General features: G+C 72.0%; 8 protein-coding genes. 4 read left to right on the forward strand and 4 right to left on the reverse strand.

The genetic code is table 11. From position 1 onward, the window contains the following. Position 1 precedes the first annotated feature (1 nt). Positions 2-718, forward strand: a complete 717-nt coding sequence (locus tag PYR91_RS21715; protein ID WP_279782242.1) for a phosphatase PAP2 family protein — start codon at positions 2-4, stop codon at positions 716-718. A 115-nt stretch (positions 719-833) separates the two neighbouring features. Further along, positions 834-1,502, forward strand: a complete 669-nt coding sequence (locus tag PYR91_RS21720) for a response regulator (protein WP_279782244.1) — start codon at positions 834-836, stop codon at positions 1,500-1,502. 79 nt (positions 1,503-1,581) lie between these two features. On the opposite strand, the gene PYR91_RS21725 is transcribed toward PYR91_RS21720, so the two are convergent. Beyond that, positions 1,582-3,267 carry a RecQ family ATP-dependent DNA helicase gene (locus PYR91_RS21725; protein ID WP_279782246.1) on the reverse strand — a complete coding sequence of 562 codons (1,686 nt, stop codon included), beginning with the start codon at positions 3,265-3,267 and terminating at the stop codon, positions 1,582-1,584. A gap of 162 nt (positions 3,268-3,429) precedes the next feature. Beyond that, on the reverse strand, positions 3,430-3,999 hold the full coding sequence (locus tag PYR91_RS21730; protein ID WP_279782247.1) for an NlpC/P60 family protein: 570 nt from the start codon (positions 3,997-3,999) through the stop codon (positions 3,430-3,432). A gap of 226 nt (positions 4,000-4,225) precedes the next feature. Here PYR91_RS21730 and PYR91_RS21735 point away from each other — a divergent pair, with 226 nt between their 5' ends. Then, complete coding sequence (locus PYR91_RS21735; protein ID WP_279782248.1) at positions 4,226-5,656, forward strand: hypothetical protein; 1,431 nt, start codon at positions 4,226-4,228, stop codon at positions 5,654-5,656. A 146-nt stretch (positions 5,657-5,802) separates the two neighbouring features. Here the strand turns inward: PYR91_RS21735 and PYR91_RS21740 are convergent, their stop codons facing one another. Both PYR91_RS21740 and PYR91_RS21745 read right to left on the reverse strand, forming a co-directional pair. Further along, complete coding sequence (locus PYR91_RS21740) at positions 5,803-8,160, reverse strand: glycoside hydrolase family 9 protein (protein WP_279782250.1); 2,358 nt, start codon at positions 8,158-8,160, stop codon at positions 5,803-5,805. Positions 8,161-8,502: 342 nt separating this feature from the next. Next, positions 8,503-11,403: a glycoside hydrolase family 48 protein gene (locus PYR91_RS21745; RefSeq protein WP_279782252.1), complete on the reverse strand. Its 2,901-nt coding sequence runs from the start codon at positions 11,401-11,403 to the stop codon at positions 8,503-8,505. Positions 11,404-12,005: 602 nt separating this feature from the next. Between PYR91_RS21745 and PYR91_RS21750 the strand changes: the two genes are divergently transcribed. Further along, positions 12,006-12,218, forward strand: coding sequence for a DUF6158 family protein (locus PYR91_RS21750; protein ID WP_279782254.1), 213 nt, complete (start codon positions 12,006-12,008; stop codon positions 12,216-12,218). Positions 12,219-12,289: the final 71 nt, after the last annotated feature.

Consider the following 12,289-nt stretch of genomic DNA (forward strand, 5'->3'; position numbering starts at 1 on the left):
AGTGACGGCGCGTGGTACCGACCGGCACGAGCGGCTGGCCGGAGTGCTGCGCCTCATACTGTTGCCCCTGGTGCTGCTCGCCACGGCGACGCTGAGCGTCGGATGGCTGATCACCAGGCCCCTGCACGGCGCCGTCTCCCAGGAGGCGGAGGTGAGCCGGGAGATCGCCGCCGACCGCACCCCGCTGCTGAACACGCTCACCGACCTCGGGTCGAGCCTGTCGGACACCCCGGTGATCGTCGTGCTCACGGCCATCGCCGCCATCGTGTTCCGGCTGGTCTTCAAGCGCTGGCGCGAGTCGGTGTTCATCGTGGTCGCCGTCTGGTCGCAGAGCCTGGTCTTCCTGCTGACCACCGTGTTCATCGAGCGTCCCCGGCCCGAGGTGCACCGCCTGGACCCCGCGCCGCCCACCTCCAGCTTCCCCTCCGGCCACACCAGCGCCGCGGTCGGCTTCTACGTCGGCATGGCGCTGGTGCTCACCCTGCACGCGCATCGCCACACCGTGCTCAAGGCGCTGCTGTGGACGGTCGGGCTCGCGGCCCCGCTGATCGTGGCCTCCTCCCGGCTCTACCGGGGCATGCACTTCCTCACCGACGTGACCTGGGGGCTGATCCTCGGCGCCGTCTGCGTCGCCGTGGCCGGCCACGCGATCCTCGGCACGCCGCTGTTTCCCGGAGGCCGCCGAAGGCTCACCGGCGGCGCCAAGGCGCGGGCCTAGCGGACCGCCCCGCGCCCCTCGCGGGCGAACCGTCGGATCACGGCCGTAGCCTGGAGTGTGGGGGCCCGGCCGTGATCCGCACTTCGCCCGGTTCTCCCAGATGGGGCGGCGGCGCATGACCAAGATCCTCGTTGTCGACGACGAACCACAGCTCCTGCGGGCGCTGCGGATCAACCTGGTGGCGCGCCACTACGACGTCGAGGTCGCCCGTGACGGCGGCACGGCCCTGCGCCACGCCGCCGGCTGGCACCCCGATCTGGTCGTGCTCGACCTCGGCCTTCCCGACATCGACGGCGTGGACGTCATCCACGGCCTGCGCGGCTGGACCAGCGTGCCGATCATCGTGCTGTCGGGCCGCTCGGGCAGCGACGACAAGGTGGACGCCCTGGACGCCGGGGCCGACGACTACGTCACCAAGCCCTTCGGCATCGACGAGCTGCTCGCCAGGATCCGCGCCGTGACCCGGCGCTCCACCGGCCACGATGCCGAGCTCGCCGAGATCGAGATCGGCGGGCGCAGCGTCGACCTGGTGAACATGACCGTCTCCGGCGGGGTGCGGCTCACGCCCACCGAGTGGCGGCTGCTGGCGATCCTGCTGCGCGACCCCGGCAAGCTGATCACCCAGCGCCGCCTGCTGACGGAGGTCTGGGGCGACGCCTACGTCAAGGAGACCCACTACCTGCGCCAGTACATGGCACAGCTCCGCCGCAAGCTCGAGCCCGACCCCGCGCGCCCCCGCCACCTGCTCACCGAGCCCGGCATGGGCTACCGCTTCCAGCCGTAGGCGCGGGGGCCCGCCACGACGGCCCGCGCGGGCGGCGCCCGCGCGGCGGGCCCGGGGCCGCCGGGCCCGCCGGGGCCGGTCAGCCCACCAGCACCAGCAGGTCGTCGCGTTCGACCGCCTCCAGCGAGAGCGTCTTGTAGCCGACCTCCTCGAACAGGACGGTGACGCGGTCGGGCTCGCGGCTCATGACCACGCCCTCGCCCCACTCGGTGTGCCGCACCCCGGCGTGCAGCGGGAACGGCCCGTCGCCCGCCTTCTCGTCCGGCAGCTTCTCCTCGGCCGCGCCCGACCGGCAGGTGTCGCAGTTCCCGCAGGCCCGCTCGTGCGGCTCGCCGAAGTACTCCAGCAGCATCCTGCGCCGGCAGCCGGTCGTCTCGGCGTAGGCGCGCATCATGTCGATGCGGGACTCGTCGACGCGGCGCCGGGTCTCGTCCAGCCCCACGGCCTCGGCGGACGCCTCCTGCGGCGAGGGGCCGGCGGTGACGGCGCGCAGGTCGCCGCGGTCGGTCACCGTGACCGCCCCCACCCGCTCCAGCAGGTTCACCACGCCGGTCAGCTTGGAGGACCCGATGCCGAGCAGATCGCGCAGCTCCCGGGCCGGGACGGTGCCGCCGTGCTCGCCGACCAGCGTCGCCACGCGCAGCAGCAGCTCCTCGTCGGCGCGGCCGCCGGCGAAGAACCTGCGGATGCCGAGGTCCTCGGGCCGGTAGAACAGGACGGCGGTCGCCGGCTCCTGGTCGCGGCCGGCGCGGCCGATCTCCTGGTAGTAGGAGTCGAGCGACTCCGGCGGGTCCGAGTGCAGCACGTGACGGACGTCCTGCTTGTCGATGCCCATGCCGAAGGCCGAGGTGGCGACCACCACGTCCAGCCCGCCCTCGCGGAACAGCTCGTGCACCCGGTGCCGGTCGGCGGCCTTCATTCCGGCGTGGTAGGCCTCGGCCCGCTTCCCGGCGTCCCGCAGGGCGGCGGCGTACTCCTCGGTGGCGCGCCGCGTGGCGACGTACACCAGGCCGAGGCCTTCGCGGGACGCGGCGTCCGCGATCAGCGCGCGGCGCTTGTCCTCCTTGTCGACGAACCTGCGCACCTGGAGGTCGATGTTCGGCCGGTCGAAGCCGCGCACGACCACTCCGGCGTCCTGCAGGCCCAGGGAGGACAGGATGTCGTCGCGCACGAGCGGGGCCGCCGTGGCCGTCAGGGCCACCACCGGAGGGTGCCCGAGCCGTTCGATCGCCTGGCCGAGCCGCAGGTAGTCGGGCCGGAAGTCGTGGCCCCAGGCCGACACGCAGTGCGCCTCGTCGATGGCGATCAGCGAGGGCCGGGCCGCGCGCAGCCGGTCGATCACCTCGGGCTTGGCGAGCTGCTCGGGGGACAGGAAGACGAACTCCGCCGTGCCCGCCTTGATCTGCTCGAACGACGCGTCGCTCGTCCCGCTCGACTGGGCCGAGTTCACCGCCACCGCGCCGGCGGCGCCGGCCTCCGCCAGCCCGGCGACCTGGTCGCGCTGCAGGGCGATCAACGGCGAGACGACGACCGTGGGCCCGTCGAGCAGCAGCGCCGGGATCTGGTAGACGGCGGACTTCCCGCTCCCGGTGGGCATGACGACGAGCACGTCCCGCCCGGCGAGCAGGTGCTCCATCGCCTCCTGCTGCCCGGGGCGCAGCCGCTCCCACCCGAAGGCGTCCTTGGCCACCGCGCCCAGGCGGCGCCTGCGGCCCCGCCGCTGGAAACGCTCCCGCACCGAGATCATGCGCTCGTTCTCCTTCACTCGTGCCACGCTCACGCGGCCCCCGGGGAGGGGCGCGGTGAGCGGCCGGCGGCCGCGGCCGCCTGCCAGGACGGTCCCGTGCCCTGGATCACGTCGGCTACGCGCCCGCGTGGACGCCGGAACCTCCGGCGCCCGGCCGGGAATCGCGCGGGGACGTTGTGGTCAACCCTGGTAGCGGTAGTAGCCGGCGAGGTCGGGCAAGGCGGTGACGTGGTCGGTGCGGATGGTCGTCCCGGTGCGCAGAGCGTTGACCATCTTGCCGTCGCCGATGTAGACGCCGACGTGGTGCGTCTTGACGGTCCGCTTCCTGATCTTCCCGTAGAACACCAGGTCGCCGGGCTTCGCCTTGGCGGCGGGGACCCTGCGCATGCGCCGCACGTGGTCGTTGGTGTTCCCCCTGCCCAGCACGTCCTTGTTGAAGGCGAGCTGGTACACCCAGCGCGCGAACCCGGAGCAGTCCAGCCCGCGGGTGGTGGCCGCCGGGCACGGGCGGACCGAGCCCCGGTAGCCGAGGCAGGTGCCGAGCGAGGGGCCGGGCCTCTCGGCGTGGCCGCCGCCCCAGACGTAGGGGATCTCCCCGCCCTTCCACCGCCCGTGCTTCTGGCCGCTCTCGATGGCCAGGGCGATCGCCACCACCCGGTTCGGCTCGGGGGCCGGGACGAACAGCGGCGCCGACGCCGTCGCGACCGCGAGCACCGCCATGAGCACCGCGAGCCTGGCAGCTCGTGCCACCGGGATTCCCCCAGTTCCGTTGCGGACAAGTGCTCACAAGTCTCGCTTTCCATGGGGCAAAGCGCGCGAAATCCCTCCGAAGTGACGTTCCGTACTCAGGGCCGGATCGGTGACCTGGCGCCATCACGATCCGTGTCCTCCGCGCCGGGCCACCGGCGAGAAAAGGCGGCATTTCCGGCATTTCGCTATTCTCGCCACATAACATCCGTCGAGTGGAGGGGACGCGGTGATCAGGTCGGCCGTCCGGGGCAACCTGCTGTTCGGCCTGGCCCTGCTGGCGGCGGCCCTCGTCCGGCTGTGCGCCTCGCTCGGCTACCAGGGCGCCATCTGGTTCTCCGGCGACTCCTACACCTACGTCTCCGGCGCGCTCCAGCTCTGGCCGAGCCGGTCGCGCAGCTCGGGGTACTCGGTGTTCCTCTGGCTGCTGCGGCCCTTCCACAGCACGGCGCTGGTCGCGGCGGTCCAGCACCTGCTCGGACTGCTGTGCGCCGTCCTGGTCTACGCGGTGCTGCGCCGACGCCGCCTGCCGGCCTGGGGCGCCACCCTGCTCGCCGCCCCGCTGCTCTTCGACGCCTACCAGATCCAGCTCGAACACATGATCATGGCCGAAGCCCTGTTCACGGCCCTGCTGGTCGCGGCCGTCGCCATCCTGCTGTGGCGGCCGGTGCTGACCGCCCCATGGGCGGCCGCCGCCGGGTTGCTGCTCGGCTGCGCCGCGCTGCTGCGCACGGTCGGCCTGCCCCTGCTGGCCGTGGCCGTCGCCTGGCTGCTGCTGCGCCGCGCCGGATGGCGGCCCCTGGGCGCCGTCGTGCTGGCCATGGTGATCCCGCTCGGCGCCTACGCCACCTGGTACCGCGCCGAGCACGGCGCCTTCGCGCTGAACGCCGCCGACGGCACCTTCCTGTGGGCGCGGACGACGACCTTCGCCGACTGCTCGCGCGTCAGGCCGCCGGCCGAGGAGGCGTGGCTGTGCCCGGCCGGACCGGTGGGGAGGCGGATGGCCGCCTCACGCTACGTCTGGTGGCCGGACGCCCCCGTGCGGCGCCTGCCGATGTTCGGCGACGAGGCCAACGCCGTCACGCGCCGGTTCGCGCTGCGCGCCATCCGGGCCCAGCCGCTGGACTACGCCGCGACCGTGCTCCGCGACACCGCCAAGGCCTTCGCCCCGTCACGCGTCCCCTACCCGTCGCGGCGGCTGGTCGCCGCCTACGAGTTCTCCGCCACGCCGACCAGGTTGGAGACCTTCGAGGTCAAGGAGGGGATGACCGCGGCCGAGGCGGCGCGGGCGTACGAGGACGGGCCGGCCGCGACCCGGGTGGCGCAGCCGTTCGCGGGCGCGATGGTGGCCTACCAGCGGTGGGTCCACGTGCCCGGGCCGGTGACCGGGGCCCTGCTCGCCGCCGGGCTCGCGGGCGTGGTGATCCAGGCCCGGCGGCGGCGCGTCCTCGCGCTGCTGCCCTGGGCGGGTGCCGCCGCGCTGATCGTCGTGCCGCCGATGACCGCCGACTTCGACCACCGTTACGTGCTCGCGGCGCTGCCCTTCGCCGCGCTCGCCGCGGGGCTGGCCTTCGCCCGCTCCGCGCCGGCTGCCGGCGGCGCGGAGCGGCCCGCCCCGGAGAGCCCCGGGCTCCCCGAGGAGGCGCTCACCCGCCGCTGACGCCGGGCCCCTTCGGGACCCGGCCGGGCTCGGAAAGGCCCGGTGACGCCGGACGGGACGAATGAGGGAACCCGGCCGGACCCCGTAAGGGGCCCGGCCGGGCTTGTGGTCTCGCGCTCCCAGGGCAGAGACCACGTCTTGGGGGGTTAGGCGGGCGTGCAGGTCACCGAAGCCGGCACGCCGTTGGCCCCGTTGATGGTGGCGATGAAGCCGAACATGGTCGACGCGCCAGGGGTCAGCACGGCGTTCCAGCTCATGGGCCGCACCGAGACGGCGGCTCCCGACTGCGTGTGGGCGCCGTTCCAGCCCTGGGAGATCACCTGGCCGTTGGGGAAGCTCCACGCCACGGTCCACCCGTTGAGCGCCGTGGTGCCGTTGTTGCGGACGGTCACCTCGCCCTGGAAGGAGCCCTGCCAGGCGCTGGCCACCGTGTACGTCGCCGCGCAGGACCGGCCCGGCGTAGGTGTCGGCGTCGGTGTGGGGGTGGGAGTCGGCGTGGGCGTGGGGGTGGGCATAGGTGTCGGCGTCGGGGTGGGCGTGGGAGTGGGGGTCGGGGTGGGCGTGGGGGTCGGTGTCGGCTCGGTGCCCGGCGGGTCGCCCCAGATCCGGGTGGTGCCCGAGTACAGCGGGATCCTGGTCACGGTGACCGGGGTCGCCCCCGGCGTGGTGGCCACGCCCGAGTACGACCAGTCGTTCGACGGATCCCACGACCCCGACGAGCTCGCGATGCGGAACTGCACCTCGCGCCGCGACTCCGACTGCCCCGCGGGCGCGATCGCCGTTCCCGAGCAGTCGATCGTGACGTAGTACACGCTCCCGGACGCCTGCGTCGGCCCGGTCGGCGGCTTGCACTGGTTGTAGGCGGACGACAGGGTGATCTGCCCCGGCGTGGTGGCCCCGTCCAGGGTGAAGTAGTACCGGAAGGCGCCGTCCGACAGCGTCCGCGCCGGCCAGGCCGAGTGGTTCACGACCAGCGCCTTGATCTCGGTGTAGGTGCCGCCCGCCGAGTTGACCGAGGCCTGCAGGTAGATCTCCGGCCCGTCGGGCGTCTCCGCGACCGGGAAGTCACGCAGCGGCTCGCCGCCGTACTCCCGGTGCAGCCGGGCCAGCGCGCCGGTGAACGCGGCGTTGTAGTCGGTGGCGACCTCGTTCATCACGTAGTCGCTGCGGCTGTCGGTGTAGGCGTCGTCGGGCGCCTTGGGGCCGCCGACCAGCGCCCCGTACAGGATGTGCCTGCTGGCGGCCGGCTCGCTCAGGCTGTTGGACCACGACCCGTGCGCCGTCCGGTGGTGCGGGTTCTTCGGGGGGTTCGTCCCGAATCCGACCACGTACGAGGACCTGCGCGGGTTGTCGCCGAGCGCGTAGTTGATCTGCCGAACCGCGAAGTCGTGGTACCTGGTCTTGCGGGTGGCGTCGGTGAGCCAGTCGCTGTAGACCAGGGCGGCGAACGCGGTGTTGACGGCGTAGCGCAGCGACCCCCACGTGTCCAGCACGGCCTGGCCGCCCGGCGAGTAGTTCACCCGCTGTCCGTTCACCCCGACGGTCCAGAAGTCGAGCCACCGGTTGGCGTCGTCCACGTACTTTTGCTTGCCGGTCAGCCGGGCGAGCAGCACGTAGGCGCCGTACGACTTGTCGTCCCAGGCGATCGTCCACTTGTACGACTTGGTGGTGCTCTGCGGTTCGGTGCCCAGGTTGTCGTAGGCGGTCTCGGCCTTGGCGAGGTAGGCCGCGTCGCCGGTCGCCCGGTGCAGCCAGATCGCGCCCCAGACCAGCTCGTCGTTGAAGCCGCTCCACGACTGGTAGTAGCTCGCCGCGTCGGTGATGCAGTCGCTGTACTTCCTGCGCACGGTGTCGGCGAAGGTGTAGAGCTGCTTGGCGTGCGCGACCAGCGTGTCGGCGTACGAGGGGTTCGTCGGGCGGAAGACCATCGAGGAGGCCGCCATCGCCGCCGCGGTCTCGCCGGCCAGGTCAGACCCGCCGCAGGAGGCGTCGATCTTGTACGACGGCCGGTTCATCGGCATGACCTCGGCGGGGCCCCACCAGGCGTGGTCGGGGCCGCCGCTGCCCACCTGGCCGTACAGCACGTTCGGGGAGGGGTGGGCCTTGATGAAGTAGTCGTTGACCCACTTGAGGTTGTCCAGCAGGTACGGCAGCTGCCCGGAGGAGGTGTAGGCGTCGCGGTACTCGACGCCGCCCCAGGCCAGCATGGTGGCGCTCGCGGCCATCGGCAGGCCGAACTTCACGTGGTCGCCCGCGTCGTACCAGCCGCCGGTGAGGTCGAGGCCGACGTCCGCGCCGTCGCGCAGGGCCGAGTCGCCGCGCCAGGTGACGCGGTTGCTCGCGGGAAGGTCGCCCGCGCGCTGCGCCTCGTAGAAGAACAGCGACTTCTGCAGCGCCTCGCCGTAGTTGAAGGCCGGGGCGGCGGCCGAGGAGCCGAGCACGGGGAACAGCGTGGCCGACGCGGCCAGGACCACGAGGCCGGTCAGCGTTCGTCTGAAGGACATCTTCGCCTCTCGGAGCCGGAGCGATGGAGAGCAGGGGGGTGACTTCGTGGAGAGACGTGAGGGTCGAGCGGGGGGGGGGGGGGGGGGGGGGCCCCCCCCCCCCCCCCGGGGCGGGGGGGGGGGGGGGGTCGGGGCGGGGGGGGGGGGGCCCGCCCCGGGGGGGGCGGGGGGGGGGGGGGCCCCCCCCCCCCGGGGGGGGGGGGCCGCGGGGGGGGGGGGGGGGCCCCGCCCCCCCGCGCCCCGCCCTTTCGAGTGGGCGGGAGACGTGTCAGGCGTCTCCGCGCTCCGCCCGTCCGGGGAGGCGGCGGCGTGTCAGGCGCCGCCGCTCCCGGGTTCGCGGAATCAGGGGAACAGCCGGCCGTACTCGGCGAGGGCGACGGCGACGTCGACCTGCGCCCAGTACCTGTGGTAGTTGAACGTCGGGGCCGGGCCCGTGCCGTTCAGGTAGGCCTGGACCTTCGGCCAGTCGGGGTCGTCGCGGAGGAACGACCTGATGGAGATGAAGGTCGAGTTGGAGTTGATGGCGTCGCCGTTCGGCATCTCGCCGGTCCAGCCCGGCGGGACGTAGACCGGGTCGTCGATCCGGTTGTAGTCGGCCTTGGTCTCCGGCACCGACACGCCCTTGCTGTCCTGGAACTTCCAGACGCCGTCCAGGATGGCCTTGGCCATGGTCTGCGCCTGGGTGTTCCCGGCCTTGGCGGCGTAGTACATCAGCACCTTGGCGTAGGAGCCCGCGACGCCGACGTCGGTGGTGTGGTCCACGACCGTCACGTGCAGGTTCGTGTTGGCGGCGGGGTTCGACGGGTTCCAGGTGTTCGGCTGGCCGGTCCACCGGAGCGTCGAGGGGATCTGGTAGGTGCCGTCGGCGTTGATGGTGGTGTTGGCCATCGCCCAGGCGACCCACTTGTCGAGGACGGCCTTCGCGCTGGCGTTGCCGGTGACGTGGTAGTACTCCGCCACCCGCTCCATCGACCACGCCTGGAAGCCGAACCACTGGTTCGACGGCGGGTCGTGGTAGACCGGCTGCCAGTCGTACGCCATGCCGTAGAAGGTCGGCGTGCCGGACGGCGGCGCCGCGTAGTGGCCCTGCCAGCTGTTGGTGGCGCCACCGGCGATCCCGCCCTCGGCCGACTGCAGCCAGCGGTAGAACTCGATCTGCCGCGTCAGGCTGGTGGACCAGTCGGTGACCGCGGTCGCGCCCTTGGGCTTGAGCACGTCCACGTTCGACAGGGCCCAGGCCGCCATCGGGTTCTGGTAGCCCTGGTGGTTGTGGCTGGAGCCGATGCGCCAGGCCCAGCCGGCGGAGGTGTCGAGCGCGCCGCCCCAGGCGTAGTACCAGGACAGCAGGTAGGCCGAGCTGTCCTTGCCGGTGCCGGCCGCGCAGGAGGTGCTGGTGCAGCCCTGCTTCTTGAAGTACTTGTCGTACATCGCGTAGCGCAGGTAGTCGCCCATCTTCGCGGCCTTGGCGACCGTCGCGGCGACCTGTGACGCCTTGCCCTGCGCCGAGGCCCAGGTGTGCGCCCAGTAGGCGACCTGGACGGCGCGCGCGTCGGCGTCGGGGGCGTTGGTGTACTTCCACTGCTTGGCGTACGAGGCGTCGCCGGTGAACAGGTCCAGGTAGCCGTTGGGGCCGCCGAACGCGAAGTTGTCGCAGGACGGCTGGGGAATGGTCTCGAAGACCGACTCCTCGGGCCCGCGCTGGTAGGTGTTGATGTAGGCGGGCTTGGTGGTGCCGTCGCCGCAGCGGCCGAAGCCGTAGACGTTGTCGACGTCCAGCAGCCAGTGCATGCCGTAGATGTCACGGGTGCCGTAGGCGCTCTGCAGCTCGTTGGCGATCGGGTCGACGCCGACGCTGACGTTGCCGTCGAGGTCGGACGGGTACTGGCTGATGTCGTCCCACTCGCCGGCGTAGGTGGCCGGGCTGCTGGGGCTGTAGTAGGAGTTGGTCGGCTGGTCGGCCGTGGCGGGGATGATGTACCTCTCCATGATGCCCCAGGCGTCGTTGAACCTGGTCCACGTACCGGTGACCTGGCCGTACACCGCCTCCAGCCACAGCATGTAGCTGAACGCCTCGGACGTCGTCTCGTGGCCGTGGTCGGGGGCCTCCACCAAGAAGGTCTCCACCGAGTGGTACGGCACGCCCTGCGGGGAGTAGTAGCCGTTCGCCGGGTCCTTCAGCTTGTTGTACATCGTGGTGAAGCGGGTGATGTACTCGTTGTCCCCGCCGCTGCCGTCGTTGTCGACCTCGGTCGCGACCAGCGAGCCGGACGTCCAGCCGGAGGCCGCGGAGTTGAACGTCGCGGTGCCGCCGGTCTCGTCGGTGTCCTCGGCCGCCTGGATGGTGACGGTCTGCGCGGTGTTCCAGTTCGCGGGGGTGAACGTCAGCGAGCCGCCGGTCCTGATGGTGAGGTCGGCGTCGCCGCCGCTCGCCTTGGTGGTCGCCACCGTCACGTTGGAGGTGGGAGCCCGCGACAGGCGCACCGAGTAGCTCGCGGTGCCGCCCTCGGGTACGACCAGCGTGGTCGGGCTGACGACGATGCTGGAGGTCTGGGTGCCGGACACCGTGATGCCCACGGGGCTGGAGGTGGTCACCGCGCCCGCGTTGTCGGTCGCCCTGGCGGTGAGCGAGTAGCTGCCCGCGGCGACGTTGGTCCAGCTGTAGGTGTAGGGCGAGCTGGTGTCGGAGCCGAGGAGCGTGCTGCCGTTGTAGAAGTCGACCTTGGCGACGGTGCCGTCGCTGTCGGCGGCGGTGGCGGCCAGGCTGACGGTGGCCGGCGCGGTGAAGGTCTGGCCCGCGGTCGGCGAGGTCAGGCTGACGGTCGGCGCCTGGTTGACCGGGCCTCCGCCGTTACAGGTGACGCCGTTGATCGTGAAGGAGGTCGGCTTGCCGTTGGTGCCGCTGAAGGAGCCGTTGAAGCCGATGGAGATCGACTGCCCGGTGCCCACGGAGCCGTTCCACGGCATGTTCCTGGCGGTCACGGCGGCGCCGTTCTGCGACCACTCCGCGCTCCAGCCCTGGGTGACGCGCTGGTTGCCGGGGAAGGTGAAGCCCAGCGTCCAGTTGGTCCAGGGGTCACCGCTGTTGGTGATCTTGACGTTGCCGGTGAACCCGCTGCCGCCCCAGTCGTTGGTGGTGTATTCGACGGCACAGGCGACGGCCGCGGAGGCCGGTACGGACGACAGGACGGTGATCAGACCGGCCGCCAGGCCGGTGAGCGCCGCCCATACGCCACGCCTTTTCACGCGTCTACGTGGGAGCGCTCCCGCTCCTAACGATTGTGAGGACATACTTGATGTACTCCAAAGGGGAAATTGCGATGGATGGGGCAGATGAACGGCGAAGCGACGGTCTCGTACCGGCGAAGAAGATGATGTAGATGTGGGAGCGCTCCCACATCGAATTCTGGTGAGCGTCCGTGGGATGTCAATGACGTGACAGGCGTATTTCGCGCTCCTGACGTCTCTCCCCGCCCCGGCCTGCCCCTTCTTACGCCCGCCTTATCCGCCGCGGGTGGCGGTATTTGAAACTTTCAGCACCGGCTCGCCTCCCCCGCCCCGGCCCGAGGTCCGGCCCGGGCCCGGGCGGGCATCCGGGGGCGGTCCGCCAAGGTCGGCGGCCCCGGCGCGGTCCCGGGCGCGTGTCCCGGAGGACGTCCGCGACCCCTCCGGAGCGAGTGCTCCGCGAGTGTGTAAGCGGGCCGAAACCTCCGGCAGGGCGGGCGAGCCGACCGTTGATCGCCGGTGTTTTGGGGGCTTGAAGCACTGTTCGTCCGGTTTGGAAGTGTGAGATATGCCGCTGTGTCCGGGGGGTGACGTGTCCGGGGGGCCGGGTACAGGCTGTTCCCATGAACAGAGTCGATCCGAGAAACCTGAGCGTGCGAGATCTGCGCGACGAGCTGAGCATGCTCGAGGAGTCATGGACGGAGACGCTGCTGCGCGGTTCCGAGGACGCCCTGGACGACCACGCGTCTCGCCTGCGTGAGGTCGAAGAGGAGTTCGACCGCCGCCAGAGGGACGACCGCCCCGCCGCCTCGGGGGACCCCGGCCCCGGGGTGTAGTCCCGGGGCCGGCGGTCGTCCTCCCCCCGATGGACGGGGCCCGTCTCGCGGCCCCGGGACGGCGTCCGCCC

The organism is Sphaerisporangium sp. TRM90804, assembly GCF_029846175.1.
In the GTDB taxonomy this organism is placed as follows: domain Bacteria; phylum Actinomycetota; class Actinomycetes; order Streptosporangiales; family Streptosporangiaceae; genus Sphaerisporangium.